This is a genomic window from Enterococcus sp. DIV0294, assembly GCF_050558155.1.
Taxonomy (GTDB): Bacteria; Bacillota; Bacilli; order Lactobacillales; family Enterococcaceae; genus Enterococcus; species Enterococcus faecalis.
The window spans coordinates 460,721-479,503 of sequence record NZ_CP187889.1 but is presented as its reverse complement, the minus strand read 5'-3'; the positions used below and the strand labels follow the sequence as shown (position 1 = coordinate 479,503).

Sequence of the window (18,783 nt, the reverse complement as noted above, 5' to 3'; positions counted from 1 at the left end):
CCGGTCTAAGTAGACTAGCTTTATTGACTATAACATGATTAAACATTCCAACTATATCTTTTTCTTGATAATACTGTTTGCTAAAGTAGTCACTCCTAGAATAGCTACGCTACCTAAAGCAGTTCCAACTAAATTTCTTTTTTCCTTTAAGCTACGACTATGTTCCATACAAAATAAAGATTTATCTGATGGAACTTCTTTGTTGCAATTTGGATACTTACAAGTCTTAATTTTCGATTCTTTCATTTTCAGTCACGTCTGTCCTTTCATTATTATAAGTTGCTATGAGCACTTCAATTTTTGTAGACAAATCATTAGTTAATTCCTGAATTCTTCCATCATCACCCACGTGAGCATTATCTAATAACCACGCAATAGTTCTTCCGCTTTCGTTTTCTTTCATTAACACTTGTTTAACAAACGAGTGATAGTTTGTCAGTGTTGCAAATAAAGATTGTTTTTCTCCCAAAGCTGTATACGCTATTAGGTTTAGTTGGACTGCAGAATTTAAATATCCTAAAGATGTTTGCAATAAATTATCAATTCTACGTGCATCTTTTGATTTTGTTTTTGAATCAATTAAAAGAGCTGCATCTTCGTGAATAGAAAGCATTAGCTTGCTAATTGTTTCATTAGCAATTTTGATAGAACTAATCAATAGCTCTCTTTTGTTCGATTCATTCTCTGAAGCTAATCCTTCAACAACTAATTGTCTGGATGAAAAAAATCCCGCATATCTATCATTATACTGACCTTTCTCTACCCTTTGTATAATTTGATTTAATCCCTCAATTTGCTCTGAAATTGATGCTAACTGACCTTGAATTGCTGATAACTCTGGTAGAACACCTAACTCTTTTACAATTTTCTTATCAAGAGTAACAAAACTTTTATTTTCCCCACTTAAATTATCCTTAATGACAGCATATGTTTCACCTGTTTTTTTTCTTACGCCAAATGACCATTCTCCAGAATCTATCTTTCCCTTTGCAAAATCAGGTATCCTAGCTACGTATTCTGTTTCTTTCTGATTAGACAAATTTTCAATCAAACTCATTTCTGAAATATTTGAAAATAAACTGTTTTTAATTTTTACCGCTATCGATTTTGAAGCTATTCTTTGTAATGGCAATAATGAATAAGATGTAAAATCATAATTGTATAAATTTTTATCGGTAACATTTACCAATAACGATGCGTCTTTAGGTAAAACAATTTCGAAATCTTTCATAATAACACCTACCTGATAATAAGTTGAATTACAAGCCACTAAGGTATTATTTAACCAGCTCCTTTAAATCTTGTTTCATCTTGGCAACTCTATTTTCATAAAACAATTCAAAATTTTCTATATCTAATTTGATATCTTCATCAATAAATAAAAATGAGTTATTCAAGTGATTGATTTCCATCCATTCTGACAAACTCTTATCTTTCTTCAAAATATTTTTTTCCTTATTTAATAATTGTAAATTTCCAATTTTATTCCAATTATTACCAATCCTCTCAATTTCTTCTTTACTAAAATGGTTTTCCATAAATGTTTTATTTTGAAATTTTGATTTTGGGTGAATATGGTCAATATCGAAATTTTGATTGAAATAATCTAAATCTGGATAGAATAAAGACAATACAAAAAATGCGTCATCAGAACCACATTGTACTTCAAATAAGCCTTCAATTATTGCATCATCAAAAGAATAATTTTTTGTAGGATTGCTTTTAGCACTATTGATTATTTCTTTTAAAGGAAAGACACCAGAGGAAGAGTCATCAATTATTTTACGAATTTCTCGAAGGATACTATCTGATTGCCCACCAAAAATACGTTTCAAAAACACTAATAATAACCATTTTTTCATAAGTTGAGAATTGGCGTTTTGCGTGTTGGAATCTAAGAATCTATTTTTTATAACTTCATCCTCAAGTTTGTTTTCATAGATATAATAAACAATTGGTATAGCAGCATTTTTAGCAGGAAACGTTCTGTTTTCAAAACCCAATCTATAGAACATCTCAAAAGCATTAAGAATTGATTTACGAATCCTTTCCCAATTAGTTTTAATTTTATTAATTACATCTTCATTAAAATTTTTCACTCTACTCTTTATGTCATCTGCATATAAAACTAACATATTTTTCAAAATGAAGTCTATTGTGATAGAAAAATCACCGAACTGGTTAACTTCTCTAATTAATTCCTCAAAATTTTCCCTCGCATCAGACCAATGAACTGTTAAAAAAGACATCAACAAATCTGAAAAAGTAAGTTTCGTCCCGCCATCATTAGTTCGAATAAAAATATCTAATACCTTATCAAGATTTTGTTCATCTTCCAAGTAATAATTTAAAACTTTTTCTTCGTTGATAGTCTCATATAACAGATTTAATATATCTTTGGAGTATTCATTATTTTCTAAACCCACTTTTTCTAAATAAGAACATCGATTTTTTTCATCTGACAAGCCTAAAATACTTCCTACTTCAAACCAATATTTTTCACCTAATTTATTTTCTTTCTCTACTTTATCTCTACGTAAAAATTTGAATTCATATTCTTTATCAATTTTTGTTTCTTGCTTATAGGTATTTTTTATATTTAAGTATAACTTCATTGGAGGAAAATTGTCTTCATTGTCCACCCATCGTTTGTGATTTAATTTAACTGCATAGCTTCCTTTTAGTCCAATATATAAGCTGTTCAACCTCTGTTGTCCATCAATTACTGCAAAAAAATTGTCTGTTCGTCCCATAGAATTATAATATTCATTCATTTCTCCAAAACGTTGTTTATATTTTCTCAAAAAAGAATAAAATCTATAATTATTTTTTATTTCATCTGAAGTAATTTGCCATAACATTAACGAATTTATAGGATACTTTCTCATGATACTATCAAACAATGATTCTATCTGCTCTGGGCTCCATACAAATTTTCTTTGGATAGCAGGTAATAGATAAATATTTTTGTCTATATTTTCAATAGCTTCTTTGATAGTAATTAACGGTTGAAATCCTCTTTCCACCATATCATATCTCCTTGCATAGTTGACTTATTTTTTAATCTGTGAGTGTATTTTTTGAATTATCACAATAATAAAGAACAATATTTTAGAGAATACGGTTCCATAATCAAATAACAAGTAAAATTACTCTATTTTATATTCCGTTCTTCTAAATTTTCCAATCATACAATATTATCTCAAACTTATAAGAAAAATCAACTTAAAATAGATATAAAAAACTCGTATAATCCATACTTTTCTTACTATTAACTTAAATTAATATTCACAGAAGCCAGACCACACTTCCTCTCTTCTAAAAATATATTCAAAATCTCCAGAATCGATTGTATGCTGCCTGAATTACATTCTAAGCGTTTCTAAAATATTAAGTATTAATTTATCAAGAATAAATTTTAAAACTCCTAAGCAATAACACAGGCTATTTAAATTCCATACTACGTTATTTTAACACTACATATCTAAACAAAATAAAAATATAACTTTACCTATATATTCTAAATATGAAGATAGTTCTAGTTGATTTCAAAAAAACAAATAATTCAACTAAAGCAACAATGAATTATCACTATTTCATTATATAAATATATCTAGAGCGTCAATTTTAGCTATTTTACTGAACCTAGATAGTGATATTAAGTAAGCAAGATATCTCTTGCCGGCACTAAAAAATAAATACTGATATATCAATTTTTTACAGCCATTTTTATCAGTGTTTCTAGAGATAAACTATAAAGATTTTCTTATCTCGCACTTTTTCTTTTTTTAAGTTACTATTATACTAACAAAAAAACAAATAGAGAGTTGGAACATATAATGAATACTCACAAGATGCAATTTGTATGGATTATCGAAGCTCCTAATTATTTGTCGATACTAACAAATAAAGATGAATTAGTTGCTATTGTTTCTGAATATACTACTTTTGGCGACAATCAATCATTATTAATTACGTTGTCAGAAACATCTGCTAAAGTGGCAGTAACTCCTCATTATATTTCTTCTTTAACGATTTCAACAGATAAAAAGATTAAAATAACTACCTCGCCATTCTATGAACAACAAATAGTTGAAATTAAAAAAATGAATTCTGATGGTCAAATTATAGATTAATACTTCTCAAATCTTATTGACTATTAAAAATCATTAGTAATTTCTTTGCTTAAAATTCAAAATCAATTTTATGCTGCTTAAATTGCGTTTTAAGCGATTATAAATTTTTATGTATAAAATTGTATAAAATTAGTCGAAAGTCATTTTCAAGACACTAAGGGATGAAAGCAGACTGTTTAAAATGTATTTAACGTTATTTAAACACCTAGACATTTAATATAGAAAAAAATATATCATTAAAGATATATTACTGATATGATGATGTTTAAGGCTGATTCCCTAAAAGGATATTCAAACTACAATTTATGATTAATTACCACTAACTTGTTATATCAGGAAATAGAGAGAGCAAATTTTAGCTATATTACTAAACATAAGCACATCTATTAAGTAAGCAAGATTCAATCTTGCTGAAACTCAAAAATACAAACACATATATATCAACGTTTTGCAGTTATTTATATCACACTATTCTTTAGTGTAAATAAGTTTTTGAGTATTTATATATGTGAAAACAAATAGTTTTCCCCTAGTTTTATTGACTTTTATAAACATAAACGTTTGATACCTCTAGAGGGAATATAAAAAGTGCGTATTGGTCTTAGAAAAAACACGTAGTTTACTATTGATTTTATTGGCTTTTATAAGCCTCCTCATTAGATACCTCTAGAGGGAATATTCCTTATAGAGGTATCTAATGATTTCTATTAATTTCGTCAGTATTTCTAGGGGTAAACGATAAGAATTTTCTTAGTTCAATACGCAATTTTGAATTGATACAAAAAGAGATAATATTCTTAATACATAGAAATAATCCTTATTATCAATGGTTTCTAATAGAAAAGACAGATAGTACTCTCACTATCTGCCTAGAATATCTCTTTTATAAATAACAACTTTAGATGTATAGCTCTCTTCGATATTAAATTTTTGATATAACTCTTTTGTTAATCTCTCTCTTTCTAAATCATATTTATTGTATACATCTACTCGAATTTTCTGGAATTTCCTCTTAGTATCGTTTATTTTCAACCTTCTCGCTTTGGCTAACTTAGAAATAACATCTTTTTCGTATACATATCCTTTTTTTTCTATCTCGTTCATGATAATTTTAACAGCTGTTTTTTCTAACTTCTCACTTGCTTGACTTATATTACTATTGGTCTTACTCATTTTAATCATTTTTCGTTGAATAAGTGGTTCATAGGATTGTGGAAAATCTTGATACGCTTTTTCTTCCCCAAATAATCTATATACTAACTCGTAACTTAGACTACCGACCGTTACTTTATTTTCCCTCAAAATTTTAGCTATTCCTTCACTATTATCTTTATTTTCATCAGTTAAGTTCGTTGGTTCATAAATATTACTAGTCCTTAATTTATTACTGTCTTTCTTTTGTTCCAATATCAAATTATTAAATATATTTTCAGGAATTTCAGCTTCTGGTTTCTTTTTAACCACTTCAGTTACAATCATGTGATACAGAATTTGTCTTGTCCTATCAATACTTATTTTCTTTTTATTGGTAGCTCTAGCTAATTGCTTAGCTAAATTGTTAATACTATAGTAATTTAAATACCGTAACTCTCCATTCTCGTCAGTATATACATAGTCATACATAAAATCTAAAATAATAGGAATTTCTACTTGGTATCTACTAAAGTATTTATATAATTCAGGATAGTTTTCTTCTAATTCTCCTGATTGTAATTCTTTTTTAAATTTTTGGGCGTTAAATTTACTTTGACCTAGTTGTGAAGTGTTTGTTACGGTCGAGCCAGTAAGTTCTACTAATAAATTAACTACTTCAATTGAAGATATTTTTAAATATCTTTCAAGTAAAGAAATAATATTCCCACAATAAGGATGACTTTCACTAAAACATTTATATAAGAATATCCCATATTTTTCAGCATAAAATACTGATGCACTAGGTTCTGACTCTTCATGAAAAATATCAAAAAACGGATTTTCATTAGGTAATTCAAGAAATTCCCTCATATCTAACGATTTAAAGTAATTCATCGCATTATAATCATCAGGAAATTCTTGTTTATAATTGTCCCCTAACTTCTCTTTCACAATATCAAATCTACCTAATTTTAATAATTCATAATTAGGTATAGAATCATCAATCATTTCACCACTTATAGCTTTGACCTCTTTAGAAATATCTGTATTTCTTACCTCTGCTAATTTTGTAGTATCTAACCGATTATCCCAATCAATCACTTCATAGCCACTATTGCTTCCAAAAAATAATCTATTGGTTTGACCAACGCTACTATCTGCTTGTGGATACTTTTTAAATAAAGATTGATAAATCTGTTCTATCACTTGGTTCTCAGTCACCAATTTGTCTAAATGAAAGACCACTCTAAATTTATCAATTTCAGAATATATATCGCTAAATGTTCGATAGATAAAACTAGCATTCTCCTGCATAAAAGAATCGGCTTCTAAATCTTCAATCGTATATAAATTATTCTCATCCTTGTTATCAAAATCTAACATTACAACTTCTTGTCCTACTATTGGTGTCATTTTTGATAACTTATTCTCTGATAACTCCGCTAACACAACGGTTTTTCCATTTACAGACAATTCTTCCGCAAACTCTTGAATAGTCATTTCTCTTAGATTATTTAAAATAGTATTAGAAATCTTCTTTACTTTGTATTGGTCTGGTTTTTCTTTATTTAAAATATTACTTAAATACACTTTCATACTCACTATCCTCCAACATTAACAATCTACCATACTTTCTAACGATTATTTTTTCTAATAATATAGTTTTTTCTTCTGTCAATCCACGTCTCCCTTTTCGAAAGTTGTGCAAGTTTTGGTTATGAATACCGATTGCCTTAGAAAACACAGTCATTTTAACTCCGTAAATTTTATCTAAGATATGTAGCAAAGCTTTTACCTTTTCTTGTTTCTCAATCAATTCCTCTTCTGTTAATTTTTTTACATTCATATATTTATCCTCCATTAATTATTTTATTAATCATTGTTGCCGGACTATATCATCATTTCAATCTGAAGTAAAGTAATTCTGTCACAATCGGACACTAAAAAATAATTAGTGGCTTTTTATCAAAAATCGTCTTTTATAACCTCCCTTTTTCTACGACTTTTTTAAATAGATAAAAAGAACTTAATAACCTTGATATATCAAGGTTTATTCTAATTATATATATATCTACATACTAAAAAAACACCTCTCAGATTCATTTAAGCGTAGAATTACCCACAAAAATTTTTTCGTGTCGTTTGAGAGATGTTTTTTGAAAAATAACACTTTAAAACGTTGATATAACAACAATCTATTAATTCTGTCAACAAAGAGAAAACCCTTGATTTTGTTGACTTTTTCGAGGGTTATTTTTTAAGTGACTTTTTACAAAAATTTTAAGATACTTTTTTATAAAAAAAGAGACATGAATAAAATCATATCTCTTTTAATAATTCTTTTTCTTTTGTTATCACATGTTTATCCCAAAGTAACTTCACAAGTTCATCAGATACTAATAAACCTTCCTGCTCTTTTTCTGAACACTTGGTAAACTCTTTATATAATTCATTGGCTATACTGTTTACGACTATCTGTGAAATCGTCATATTTGCTTTATAGAAAGTCCTTTTCACTTTATGAAGGACATATTTTTTCTGAACTAATTTATCCATTGACTTTCAACACGCCTAAACTTTCATTTGCCTTTTCTCGATAACTGGCTAGATTATCATTAGTTAATGGGGATATATAAATATATTCTGTTTCTTCTAATATATTTCCTTTTTCATCAATGATACTATATTTCCCATCTTCAGATACTGTCATCGCTGATAATCCATTGTCGTTATATGGTTGAATGTTATAAGCAAATGGCTCTTTGATAATTTCACCAGTATTTACGTTTATTAGTCCATATTGCCCATCTTTTTCTAGTTTATAAGGAGCAATTCCATTGATGTTCGGTTTCTTAATTTCAAAAGCGAACGGTTCTTTAATAATTGTTCCATCAGATGAAATAATCCCTTTTTTTCTTGGTGTAAAATCAATACTAGATGGGGTCGAGACATCAGATGTTACTTTTTCGTTCAAATCTTCAAAAATATAGTTTTCTGCTTCACCAATATCTCCCAAAAACTCACCATCACCAATTGGTTTATCAATGCCATACTCAACAAATTTAACAATTTCTATATTTGATGGATAATTGTAAATCGTACCAGAATCTAAATCATAAAACGTCCAAATTGCTGGGTCATCAACTAAACCAGTTGTATACTGTCTGATAAATAGACGATTTTTATCGTTTATATTTGTTGCTGTATCTAATTTGACTGTATCAATTGTTTTAGTGGCTATATCTTTTTCACCACTACGGTTATCACCACTGTCTTTCAATTTTGCATCATAAATCTGAACAGAAGTATCATTACCTGTCTTGCTATCATTCATTTGGTCAAGAAGTGTGAAATAGCTATTTTTATTTATATCGCCTGACATACTACCATAAACCGTATAAAACCTCTTTTCTCTGTATCCGTTAGCTAAATAATTAATTGTAACTCTTGAAGAATAACGATATGGAATTATTCCATATTTTCCTGAAGTTAGTGTATTAAGAGATGCAGGATTATCAACTGTTCTTTCTCCCAATCTAATTCCTTTTAACTCACCATTTTCATCTAAATAAGTGGAATATACTTCATCTTCATGAATATCCTGTTCTATTACTGCTGTTCCATTTACCTTTTTTGAATAACCTGTTTCTAACGAATGTGACAGTTCATCTCGTTTCATATCAGCATTTAAAATAGAATTTTTTTCATTTAATGATGTATCATAAATTGTCCAATTATACGAACTGTCATCTCCAGTTTGACCGATTACTAGTTCATTTTGAACATAAATCGTATCGTAATCTGTCGCTGTTTTTGATTGAATAATTGATTCTTTTTCTTTAGTATGGGTTGTTGATTCTACTGTGGATGATTGAACTTCTTTACTGTCTTTAGTATCTTGCACTTTCCCACACGCACCTAACATACTAAATGATAACAAGCCAAGACTTGTCATTTTTACCCATTTTTTCATTTTATTCACCTCTCCTGTTATTTTTTATTAAATAAACTAATCACAAATACTATTCCAGCGACAAATAAAAAGGAAATAAACAAGTGTTGGAAAACAAAATCTAATACATGTATCAGAATTGTTATAGCAATCACTAATAATACTATCCAACCTATGCATCCACATCCTTTTTCCTTCTCGTCAGGTACTTCTATCATTTCCTGAAAAATACGTCCACCTTTAAGTGCCATTTTTTCAATCCTTTCTCTTCTTTTGCTGCGTGAATCAAACGTTCGTTAAAAACAAACAAAAAAAGCTGATATTTCCGAATACAAAAATTCAGATTTATCAACCATTCTATGTATTTATATTTTTTTGTGCTTCATAGGTAACAAACGAACGTTCATTACCGGCAATCATTATATCAGATTCTATCTAATGATGAAACCATCATCTGGTTAACTGATACCGTTTTTTTATATTATATACTGTTTTAACACAAACGTCACATTTTTCTGCAATTTCTTTTTGCGTTAAATCTGTTTCTACATATAACTTTTTAATTTTATGAATCGTTCTTTGGTCTAATCCTTTGTTCCCTAATTGAACACCGTTGTCTTTAAGGACAGCTAATGCTTCTTTGGTTCGTTCAGATATATAGTCTGCTTCAAGTTCAGCAATCGCTGAAAGTATTGTAAAAATAACCTTTCCCATACTTGTTGACGTATCAATATTTTCTTTAATACTGATTAAATTAATTCCTCTTTCTTGTAATTCACTCATAATGTTGACCAGCTGTTTAGTAGAACGTCCCAAACGGTCGATTTTATAAATCACTAACGTATCTCCTTGTTCTAACACTTTCAGAACTTTATTTAGCTCTTTTCTATTTTCTTTCCGACCACTCACTTGTTCAACGAAAAAAGAATCAATTGCATAACGATTAAGAGCTTCTTTTTGAACCTCTACTCCTAAGTTTTGATTATTCTTACTAGTCCGAATGTATCCAATTATTTTTGTCATAATAGTTTCCTCCCTTCTTTTATAAATTTTAGTTTATTTTAAAATACTTATTTTACCTATAAAAAATACCGTAACATTCTTTCAATGCTACGGTATTTGAAACGCATTTAAATATAGAGGTTATTTAAAATGGTTATCGTCAAGATACTTATATTATTACATCCTGATAAGAAGTTGTCGAGTAAATCACTTGTGCCTTTACTTTTCTATTATTATTCAGAAAACACCACAAAAGCTCTTATAATAAAGGAATAAGCAAAATTAAAAACACTCTATAAAAATTGATTTCTGATAAGTACTTGCTATAATTTATACTACAATAAAATAACAAAAAGGAGGCCATTTTTTATGACAAATGGAACAAGTCAAGGACTATTTATAGTTGTTGCAATAATTATATTTGGGATTTTTATAGCTATTAGCTATTTACTATTTAGAGATACTTTAAAACCTAGTTTATCGACAATATTTACTGACAGTTTAGAGCAAGCAGAAGGTAACCTAACAAGAAAAACTCCTTCCCCTCAATATCCAAAAATTACAGAAGAACAAAAGTACGTTAAAATTAGAAGTGAAAATAATGGAGCAGGTGAAACAGAAATCTGGGTTGAAATTTCTCAACTAGAAGATGGAACGCTATCTATAGATAAGAGTTCTAATTATAATGGAGATTATCTATACGGAAATTCTAAAATGACTGGAACATTAGTATTTCCAGATAAGATTCATGATATCCCAGTTACAAAAATTAAAAATAATGCTTTTCAATCAACCAATTTAAATGGTAAAATACAATTTCCAAAATTCTTGACGGAAATAGGGAGTTCTTCATTTGAAAAATCTGCACCAACGTCAGTTGTTTTCAATGATGGTTTAAAGGTTATTGGCGATAGTATTTTTAGTAAAGCATACTCCTCTTTTGAAATAAATTTACCTGATTCTGTAGAACATATTGGTAATAATGCGTTTAGTACTGTTATGATGCTTCGTGGAGAATTAAAACTTCCTGAAAATCTAAAAACAATTGGTAGAGGGGCATTTGCAAATTCAAATTATTCAGGGGAATTAATTATCCCTAAAAATGTAGAAAGTATAGAGAGCTTAGCTTTTCCAATTACTAAATTTAGTAAAGTAACTATAAAAAATCCTAACACAAAAATAGCTAACAATAGTATTAAAATGCAGGATGGTACTTGGTTTTCACGTTAATAACAAAACTCCTTTGACAAATTATCAAAGGAGTTTTGTTATTAATTACATTTTTTGTCAACAAATTTTATACATAACGTTCAAATTTCCATCACCAAAATAACGATGCTATAATAGAATTATAGGGAGCGTAAAAAAGGATAGTTACGAGATGGATACTTATAAGAATTAATATTTTTTTATTTAGAAATGAACCCCTACGTTAACCCTACATCTTCAATATTTCTACGCTTCACAAACCCTACATCAACCCTACATGGAGGTATTTTTTGAATTCCTAGATAAGAACTTTTTGAGAACTTTTGCGAGAACTTTTTTAAAACTCGGTCATTTTTGAAAGAATTTTTGAAAAATGCAATGGAAACCTCCGTGAATTTTTTTAAACAGCAGCTCTATGAAAATTTTTTAAAATACGTCACTTTGACAACACTACTTAATAAGTATATGGGTTGAATGGATACTTACGAGAATAAGATACGCTAAGGGATAGTTTTTAGAATACTAAATCAATTAAAATAAAACAAAAAAATATATGGAGGGAGTGAACTTGACAACTCAATTTGTAAACAAACGAGCAATTGACACAGAGGAATTATTTCAGATAATAAATAACTCAGAAGGTATATATGAATCTACTTTAATTAAATTACTACAATGTAACAGAATCAGCTTGGAAGCACGTTTAAAGACTTTAGAAAAAAATAAAATGATTTCTAAGCAAAAAATAAAAAAACATTTTTTCTATACAAATACTTTTGATTTTAAAAATATGAACCCTTTAGATAGACAAACTAATGTTGTTCAAAAACTTGTAACTTATGGTATTTTTACAGAAAATATTCATATTGTAACGAATTGTGACCATCAAAAAGAATTGTATTTATCTTGTTATTCTTCAGGTAGAGATACTTTTCAAACTAATGAACATCTAAAACTACAAGCGAATAAATTAGTGAATCAATTACGACCACAATCTGAAGAATACAATTTTTTTGTCGAATGTATCAAAAATGTATTAACTAAATTTCCTACTCGAGTTTCATGTCTTAGTAACAAATTAGACATAAACTATCACACACAATCATTAGATATGATTGATATTTCAGTTGTTCCTACCATTGAATATTTACCATTAATTGAACAAAAATTAGATAGTTTTTCATATAGAAATTTGGAAAAGAATAGTCAGTACATACGTGACGATATACTAGTTTACGTTGAAAACCTAGATAAACTTATTTTCTATGAAATGAAGCGAAACAGACAATATGATGTTCATGTGATTCATTCTTTGATGGATTTCTATTATTATCTCGCTAAATTTTCTAAGTCAAAGACTTCACTATACTTTACTTCAAATAAACAAGAATTCAATTATGCACATAGTCTCTATACTAGAAGTCAACAAAATAAAGAAAAGTTTAATACAGTTCAGCTAAAAAAAGAGAAACGAAAAGCACAATCTTAATTGACTGTGCTTTTTTTATTTACCCTAAATTAATTATATCATTACCTTCAAAAACTTTTTTTGCTCTTTTAGCAATTACCCATGTTGTCGAAAAATCAATAGTTGCTCCAACTCCAGCTCCTACAACCGGAACCGCTCTTGTCAAATTAACTGTTCCCTTTGTTCCTGCTCTAGTTATAAATCTAAAGCCGATTTTTTGATTTATTTTAGTTAAAACCTTACCTGGAATTTTATTCACTGCATTTAAAGCAACCTTATTACTTACTTGTACACCTGCACTTTTAAACGTATCTGCCACAGCATGCCCTACTAAACAGCTATAAACAAAAGTTTGAACTTCATCATCTCTTAAATCGTATCCTCTGATTAATGCAATAGCAGCAATCATCCTCATTTGAACATAAATAACAGAAGTGATATTAGCTGGGAGAGTTACTGGCATCGTTATGAACCCACCGAAGCTTGTCACAAAGCCATTCAAGCTATTTTTACTTAATTGGTTTCTCACTAATTTATCAATAGCTTTATCTGTCCGACCATATTTTTTTATATACTCATCTGCTAATTCCGAGACTGGTTTAGATACTCTAGGGATACCATTCAAACATTTTTCATATAAAGTATCTAACAACTGAAGTCCTTTATTATCTTCAACAAGATTTTCCACAAAAACACTCCTAATTAATTACAAATTTTACTTAATTATATCATGTTTTTAATTTAACGGATTAAACTTGTCTAAACTTGCTCGAATTTCTTCCTCTTCTAATCCAATATACCGAATCGTGATTGCTTGACTACTATGATTTAGTATTTTCATCAGCGTAGGAATATCCCTGAACTGTCGGTAGTATTTATATCCGAATGTTTTCCGCATCGTGTGCGTGCCAATATAATCTAATTCAAGGGTGTCTGCGACTCTTTGCAAGACTTTATAGTATTGATGGGTTCCTAACGGTTTAGAATGGTCAGAAGGTCTATAAAATAACCAATTAGATTGTCCATCATGATAAGAATTTAAATAATCAATTATTAAACTAGTCAAATTGGATAGATTTAATTCTCTTTGTTTATTTGTCTTTTTCTCGACAATGACTGTAGTAGTCTTATTTTGAACATCAGACACTTTTAAATTCAAAATATCAGAAATTCGTAAACCTGTATAAATACCAATGACAAAAATCAGATGGTCTCTTTTTCCATGTTTTCCTTTTTTCAATTCCGTTAAAAAATCTAACATCACTTGTTTATCTTTTATAGGTTTTACATTAATAATATTTCGTGTCATTTTACCTCCTCCTATGCTGTTTTAAAGGGATACTTTTACATTGAATAATAGTTAAAGTATCCTTTTCATCTTTGTGGTCTGTTTCGATGTTGATAAATCAACATCTTCAAGGGATACTAATTACAAAAGTATCCTTCTTACAAGGACCTTTATAGCATCGTTGTTAGGAGGTTGCAAATTTGTAGAACATTAAATGATACTGTTTAGCAGATTTCTAAGCAAATTAAATTTTGGAAAATATAAAAAACACCTATTCAATTTTACTAAAATAGATATTAATTTTGGACAATATATTTTTCTATACCAGTTGAAATCTAATTAGAATGCTGTAAACTATAAGTTATAAATATAGAATGGGGTATATTATGGCAATTAAACCTTGGAAAAATTTATCTGATTTAGCTAATACTTTAGAAAAAGATAGAAATTTAAAAGTGCCAGATAGTGCACATTTGATGAATCAACTCAAAAGAATCAACTATTTTCAACTAATAAACGGACATGAGAAAATGCTCTTACCAGATTCGAGTCACAGACCTAAAAAGTTTGAAACAGAAACTTTTGCTGATTTTGAAGCACTTTATTGGTTCAATAAAAAACTCTCTGAAACAATATTATCAATCATTGCAAATTTTGAAATTAGATTAAAAACTTCTGTTGCATATCATTTTTCAAAAAATCATTGTTCCACCATCAATGATACAATGCAATATACAAACAAATCAAACTATATCGATATAGGAACAGACTCATCCTATCCATTTAAAACTTACCAATACAAAAATATTCATTCTGATTTTCAAAAATTTATATTATTCAAAACTAATTTTTTAAACACGTTAATCTCCAAAAATGATTTTATCGATAGCTCATTTTATAAATCTGCTAACTATATAGCACCTCAAGGTTGCTGTGTCTTTTCACATGATTCTAATGTAGCTGTACCTTTATGGGTTGCTATACAAACGCTTGATTTCGGAGCATTAAAGAGAATGTGCCACTATCTTCAACCAACTGATATATATGATGTTTTAAATGATTTTGGCTTGCCCAGAGGGAAAAAGTTTTTCTTTTTGAACCTGTTAGATATTATTCATGAACTCAGAAATAAATGTGCCCATTTTTCCTTAATGCACCGATTTGAAACCCCATCTAGTTTGCAAATTAATAATGATGTTGTTAACGAACTTTCTTTAAGTCCAAAAGATGTGAATCCTAATTTTCGCCTTAGCTTATTTGATGCTCTAAAAGTACTTTCTTACTTTGAGAACACTAAACCTATTTTAAAAGTTCTAAAATCTATAATTTATAGGAATAATAAATTATTTAAAAGAAAATCTTACGACTTAAATCAAAGAATACTTACACGTATGGGTGAGCCTAACTACAAGGAATGGAAAAATAGTTTGACATAGAAAGTTGTTTATGATATACTTCATTTAAATAATAACTGTGGCTCTTAAGAGCGTTGAGTAGCTAAACGTGAGTTCATTTCGCTAAGGTTATTCTCGATAAAAACGACTGTGTGATTTTTCGCATAGTCGTTTTTTGGTTCTATTACAATTTTTACAGAGATAATTGTGTATTTACAAATGCAAATACACAATTAATTTTATGCATATACTTTTTCTTGACTTTACTTCTTAAGGTCTATCAAAAATTTTGGGTAAGTTGTGATTTTAAACTTTGAAAAATCAGTAAAATATCGTTATATAAATGATTATATTAACTTATCAGATAAACAAATTTTGGTACACCCGCAACCATTTCTATCAATTTTTATAAATATTCCTATACTGCTTATCTCAAATTCATCAAAGTACTCGTTTTAATAGATTTCTCTATAAAATCTTCACTACTTAACGTCTGAACATATCTTTGAGTCATTTCAATTGAACTATGACCCATATTTAAACTTAACGTATAAATATCTAATCCATTCCGTAATTGCATACTTGCATAAGTATGTCTTAATGTATGCCCCGAAAAACGGACACAACCTCTTATATCAATTTGTTTCTTTATTTCTTGCATAATCTGCCAAATACTTTTTTCATTCAATTTTTTACCTAGATTACTGATAATAAAAGGATTTCCTTCTAACAGCCCATATTTTCTTTTCTTAATTCGTTGATATTTTATTATTTCTTTTTTGAGAATTGGACTGACAGCGACGGCTCTATCCTTATTATTTTTTGATTTTCTAATAATGATTTGATTATTCATAATATCTTCATCTTGTATCTCGCAAACTTCGCTAATCCTCAACCCACATTCAATCATCAACATCAATATCACAACATTTCTTTGTGCTATATGTTTGTATGGGTGTTTTTTAGCAACTGTCAGCATTTGTTTAATTTCATAATCATTCAAAGGATAGATTACTTTTCTTTGTTCTTTTAATCTTTCAATATCAACAAACGGATTATACTCAATATATTTTTCAATTAACATATAGTCAAATAACTTCTTTAATCTGCTAACACTGACATTGATTGTCGATGCTTGCATTTCTTTTTCTTGCATATCTATTATCCAGCTTTTTATATGTTTCTTTTCAATCTGTGACGGTTCAACATTTATTGATTTGAAAAAATTTGCTGTGTTTCTCAATTTTGATTTATAATTTTTGATTGTTATTTTTGAAAAACCTTTCACTGTAACATCCATACAAAATTCTAAAATAATATCCTCCCAGTTCATAGAAAAAAGTCCCTTCTTATCAAATTTTGATAAAAAAGGACTTCATGCAAACCAACGCATCTTAATAGATTTTGCTGAAGATGCGAGCTTCAATCTTCTAAAGATTCAGCTACTGATTGATTACAAATTAATTTTACATCAAACTTTTCAGTTCAACATCTGGATATTTATCAGCAAACCAGCGTTCCGCAAATTGGTTTTCAAATAAGAACAATGGTTGATCGAAACGGTCCCGTGCCAAAATGTTTCGGCTAGAGCTCATGCGTTCATCTAAATCTTCTGGATTAATCCAGCGGGCAATTTTAGAACCCATTGGCGTCATTACCACTTCAGCATTGTATTCATTAGACATTCGGTATTGGAAAACTTCAAACTGCAATTGACCTACGGCGCCAATGATATATTCTTCCGTTAAATATGTTTTGTATAATTGAATGGCTCCTTCTTGAACCAGTTGGTAAATTCCTTTATGGAAAGATTTTTGTTTCATTACGTTTTTGGCAGTCACTTTCATGAATAATTCAGGGGTAAATGACGGCAACTCTTCGTATTGAACATTCATTTTCCCTTCATACAAAGTATCGCCAATTTGGTAATTTCCTGTGTCATACACGCCGATAATATCGCCTGCAACAGCTTCTGTGACGTTTTCGCGGGCATCTGCCATAAATTGTGTCACGTTACTTAATTTGACTTTTTTACCTGTTCTACCTAAGGTCACGTCCATGCCTCTTTCAAAAACACCTGAACAAATTCGAACAAAGGCAATTCGATCACGATGGGCTGGGTTCATATTCGCTTGAATTTTAAAGACAAAGCCTGAAAATTCTTTTTCGTAAGGACTTACTTCGCCACCCTCTTCTGTTTTATGCGCATGTGGCGCAGGCGCAAATTGTAAGAAGGTTTCTAAAAATGTTTGAACCCCAAAGTTTGTCAAAGCAGAACCGAAGAAGACTGGCGTTTGATCACCACGAGCGATTTTTTCCTCGCTAAATTCATCGCCTGCTTCTACCAATAACTCAACATCTTCCAACACTTGTTGATAAACGCTGTTATTGTGCAATGGTAAATCGCTTGGGATATCGCCATCTTTTAAAGGAATAAAACGCTCCCCGCCATTATTTTCTGGACGATATAATTCCACACGTTCATTATAAATATCGTATAGACCTTCTAGGCCTTTTCCCATACCAATTGGCCAGTTCATTGGATAAGATTCAATATCCAATAGTTCTTCCAATTCTTCTAAAAGTTCCAATGGTTCCCGTCCGTCACGGTCCAATTTGTTAATAAAAGTAAAAATTGGAATACCACGTTTTTTAACAACTTGGAAAAGTTTTTTCGTTTGTGCTTCAATCCCTTTGGCACTATCAATAACCATCACAGCACTATCCACGGCCATTAAGGTCCGATACGTATCCTCTGAGAAATCCTCATGCCCTGGGGTGTCCAAGATATTAATCCGTTTGTCTTGATAGTCAAATTGCATCACAGAACTCGTTACCGAAATTCCCCGTTGTTTTTCAATTTCCATCCAGTCAGATTTGGCAAAGTTCCCTGTTTTTTTTCCTTTGACGGTTCCAGCTTGGCGGATGGCGCCCCCAAATAATAGTAATTGTTCAGTAATCGTTGTTTTCCCAGCATCCGGATGGGAAATAATCGCAAACGTACGGCGACTATCGACTGCTTCTTTTTGATTGATCGTCATAAAAATCTCCTTATCACTTGTGATGTCTATTTATTTATTTTCTTCAGCATAATTTTTGTTTAACCTTTGCTAGTATATCATGTCAAGCCTTGAGAATAAAGAGCTGCTATTGGCTGTTTTTTAAAAGGAAAACCTGCGACATTAGTCAAAACGACTGAT

At 29.6% G+C, this 18,783-nt stretch carries 17 protein-coding genes; 4 read left to right on the top strand and 13 right to left on the bottom strand.

Translation table 11 applies throughout. The annotated features are described in order from the left end of the window. Positions 1 to 51: 51 nt before the first annotated feature. Genes IGJ20_RS02435 through IGJ20_RS02425 form a run of 3 tightly spaced genes read right to left on the bottom strand, consistent with a single transcriptional unit; the run spans position 52 to position 3,029 of the window. Entirely contained in the window at positions 52 to 246 is a 195-nt protein-coding gene (locus IGJ20_RS02435; protein WP_002384921.1) for a hypothetical protein, read from the bottom strand. Further along, positions 227 to 1,231 carry a hypothetical protein gene (locus IGJ20_RS02430; RefSeq protein WP_075582556.1) on the bottom strand — a complete coding sequence of 335 codons (1,005 nt, stop codon included), beginning with the start codon at positions 1,229 to 1,231 and terminating at the stop codon, positions 227 to 229. The genes IGJ20_RS02435 and IGJ20_RS02430 overlap by 20 nt, the downstream gene beginning before the upstream one ends. Before the next feature lie 46 nt (positions 1,232 to 1,277). Further along, complete coding sequence (locus IGJ20_RS02425) at positions 1,278 to 3,029, bottom strand: DUF262 domain-containing protein (RefSeq protein ID WP_002384918.1); 1,752 nt, start codon at positions 3,027 to 3,029, stop codon at positions 1,278 to 1,280. 810 nt (positions 3,030 to 3,839) lie between these two features. On the opposite strand from IGJ20_RS02425, the gene IGJ20_RS02420 reads away from it, so the two are divergent. Beyond that, positions 3,840 to 4,136 carry a hypothetical protein gene (locus tag IGJ20_RS02420; RefSeq protein WP_413146906.1) on the top strand — a complete coding sequence of 99 codons (297 nt, stop codon included), beginning with the start codon at positions 3,840 to 3,842 and terminating at the stop codon, positions 4,134 to 4,136. 861 nt (positions 4,137 to 4,997) lie between these two features. Here IGJ20_RS02420 and IGJ20_RS02415 read toward each other — a convergent pair. The 6 genes from IGJ20_RS02415 to IGJ20_RS02390 form a co-directional block, all read right to left on the bottom strand. Further along, complete coding sequence (locus IGJ20_RS02415) at positions 4,998 to 6,866, bottom strand: hypothetical protein (RefSeq protein WP_002402275.1); 1,869 nt, start codon at positions 6,864 to 6,866, stop codon at positions 4,998 to 5,000. Continuing rightward, the gene (locus IGJ20_RS02410) at positions 6,847 to 7,116 is read right to left on the bottom strand and encodes a hypothetical protein (protein ID WP_010829372.1); all 270 of its coding nucleotides are present in this window, start codon (positions 7,114 to 7,116) and stop codon (positions 6,847 to 6,849) included. The genes IGJ20_RS02415 and IGJ20_RS02410 overlap by 20 nt, the downstream gene beginning before the upstream one ends. 473 nt (positions 7,117 to 7,589) lie before the next feature. After that, positions 7,590 to 7,826, bottom strand: a complete 237-nt coding sequence (locus IGJ20_RS02405; protein WP_016615346.1) for a hypothetical protein — start codon at positions 7,824 to 7,826, stop codon at positions 7,590 to 7,592. After that, complete coding sequence (locus tag IGJ20_RS02400; RefSeq protein ID WP_075582554.1) at positions 7,819 to 9,243, bottom strand: hypothetical protein; 1,425 nt, start codon at positions 9,241 to 9,243, stop codon at positions 7,819 to 7,821. Before IGJ20_RS02400 ends, IGJ20_RS02405 begins: the two co-directional genes overlap by 8 nt. A 17-nt stretch (positions 9,244 to 9,260) precedes the next feature. Beyond that, positions 9,261 to 9,473, bottom strand: coding sequence for a hypothetical protein (locus tag IGJ20_RS02395; protein ID WP_010717475.1), 213 nt, complete (start codon positions 9,471 to 9,473; stop codon positions 9,261 to 9,263). 199 nt (positions 9,474 to 9,672) lie between these two features. Then, the gene (locus IGJ20_RS02390; RefSeq protein WP_002364685.1) at positions 9,673 to 10,245 is read right to left on the bottom strand and encodes a recombinase family protein; all 573 of its coding nucleotides are present in this window, start codon (positions 10,243 to 10,245) and stop codon (positions 9,673 to 9,675) included. A gap of 348 nt (positions 10,246 to 10,593) precedes the next feature. Here IGJ20_RS02390 and IGJ20_RS02385 point away from each other — a divergent pair, with 348 nt between their 5' ends. Further along, positions 10,594 to 11,454: a leucine-rich repeat domain-containing protein gene (locus IGJ20_RS02385; RefSeq protein ID WP_010776243.1), complete on the top strand. Its 861-nt coding sequence runs from the start codon at positions 10,594 to 10,596 to the stop codon at positions 11,452 to 11,454. Positions 11,455 to 11,995: 541 nt separating this feature from the next. Next, a complete protein-coding gene (locus IGJ20_RS02380) occupies positions 11,996 to 12,922 on the top strand; it encodes a hypothetical protein (RefSeq protein WP_224571439.1) in 927 nt (308 codons plus the stop codon). Positions 12,923 to 12,941: 19 nt separating this feature from the next. Here the strand turns inward: IGJ20_RS02380 and IGJ20_RS02375 are convergent, their stop codons facing one another. Together IGJ20_RS02375 and IGJ20_RS02370 are read right to left on the bottom strand one after the other, a co-directional pair. Beyond that, positions 12,942 to 13,589 carry an EcsC family protein gene (locus IGJ20_RS02375; protein WP_048949478.1) on the bottom strand — a complete coding sequence of 216 codons (648 nt, stop codon included), beginning with the start codon at positions 13,587 to 13,589 and terminating at the stop codon, positions 12,942 to 12,944. Between the two features lie 48 nt (positions 13,590 to 13,637). Further along, positions 13,638 to 14,210 carry a tyrosine-type recombinase/integrase gene (locus IGJ20_RS02370; RefSeq protein ID WP_010776240.1) on the bottom strand — a complete coding sequence of 191 codons (573 nt, stop codon included), beginning with the start codon at positions 14,208 to 14,210 and terminating at the stop codon, positions 13,638 to 13,640. Between the two features lie 365 nt (positions 14,211 to 14,575). Here IGJ20_RS02370 and IGJ20_RS02365 point away from each other — a divergent pair, with 365 nt between their 5' ends. After that, complete coding sequence (locus IGJ20_RS02365) at positions 14,576 to 15,625, top strand: Abi family protein (protein WP_075582553.1); 1,050 nt, start codon at positions 14,576 to 14,578, stop codon at positions 15,623 to 15,625. A 385-nt stretch (positions 15,626 to 16,010) separates the two neighbouring features. Here IGJ20_RS02365 and IGJ20_RS02360 read toward each other — a convergent pair whose 3' ends face one another. Both IGJ20_RS02360 and IGJ20_RS02355 read right to left on the bottom strand, forming a co-directional pair. After that, complete coding sequence (locus tag IGJ20_RS02360; RefSeq protein ID WP_075582552.1) at positions 16,011 to 16,916, bottom strand: tyrosine-type recombinase/integrase; 906 nt, start codon at positions 16,914 to 16,916, stop codon at positions 16,011 to 16,013. 133 nt (positions 16,917 to 17,049) lie between these two features. Next, on the bottom strand, positions 17,050 to 18,624 hold the full coding sequence (locus tag IGJ20_RS02355; RefSeq protein WP_002355543.1) for a peptide chain release factor 3: 1,575 nt from the start codon (positions 18,622 to 18,624) through the stop codon (positions 17,050 to 17,052). Positions 18,625 to 18,783: the final 159 nt, after the last annotated feature.

What these genes read in the sequence shown, in the direction of transcription:
- IGJ20_RS02420 (WP_413146906.1), top strand. Translation starts at nt 3,840, where the DNA reads ATGAATACTCACAAGATGCAATTTGTATGGATTATCGAAGCTCCTAAT.
- IGJ20_RS02405 (WP_016615346.1), bottom strand. Translation starts at nt 7,826, where the DNA reads ATGGATAAATTAGTTCAGAAAAAATATGTCCTTCATAAAGTGAAAAGG.
- IGJ20_RS02430 (WP_075582556.1), bottom strand. Translation starts at nt 1,231, where the DNA reads ATGAAAGATTTCGAAATTGTTTTACCTAAAGACGCATCGTTATTGGTA.
- IGJ20_RS02370 (WP_010776240.1), bottom strand. Translation starts at nt 14,210, where the DNA reads ATGACACGAAATATTATTAATGTAAAACCTATAAAAGATAAACAAGTG.
- IGJ20_RS02400 (WP_075582554.1), bottom strand. Translation starts at nt 9,243, where the DNA reads ATGAAAAAATGGGTAAAAATGACAAGTCTTGGCTTGTTATCATTTAGT.
- IGJ20_RS02425 (WP_002384918.1), bottom strand. Translation starts at nt 3,029, where the DNA reads ATGGTGGAAAGAGGATTTCAACCGTTAATTACTATCAAAGAAGCTATT.
- IGJ20_RS02415 (WP_002402275.1), bottom strand. Translation starts at nt 6,866, where the DNA reads ATGAAAGTGTATTTAAGTAATATTTTAAATAAAGAAAAACCAGACCAA.
- IGJ20_RS02360 (WP_075582552.1), bottom strand. Translation starts at nt 16,916, where the DNA reads ATGAACTGGGAGGATATTATTTTAGAATTTTGTATGGATGTTACAGTG.
- IGJ20_RS02410 (WP_010829372.1), bottom strand. Translation starts at nt 7,116, where the DNA reads ATGAATGTAAAAAAATTAACAGAAGAGGAATTGATTGAGAAACAAGAA.
- IGJ20_RS02390 (WP_002364685.1), bottom strand. Translation starts at nt 10,245, where the DNA reads ATGACAAAAATAATTGGATACATTCGGACTAGTAAGAATAATCAAAAC.
- IGJ20_RS02395 (WP_010717475.1), bottom strand. Translation starts at nt 9,473, where the DNA reads ATGGCACTTAAAGGTGGACGTATTTTTCAGGAAATGATAGAAGTACCT.
- IGJ20_RS02435 (WP_002384921.1), bottom strand. Translation starts at nt 246, where the DNA reads ATGAAAGAATCGAAAATTAAGACTTGTAAGTATCCAAATTGCAACAAA.
- IGJ20_RS02365 (WP_075582553.1), top strand. Translation starts at nt 14,576, where the DNA reads ATGGCAATTAAACCTTGGAAAAATTTATCTGATTTAGCTAATACTTTA.
- IGJ20_RS02355 (WP_002355543.1), bottom strand. Translation starts at nt 18,624, where the DNA reads ATGACGATCAATCAAAAAGAAGCAGTCGATAGTCGCCGTACGTTTGCG.
- IGJ20_RS02385 (WP_010776243.1), top strand. Translation starts at nt 10,594, where the DNA reads ATGACAAATGGAACAAGTCAAGGACTATTTATAGTTGTTGCAATAATT.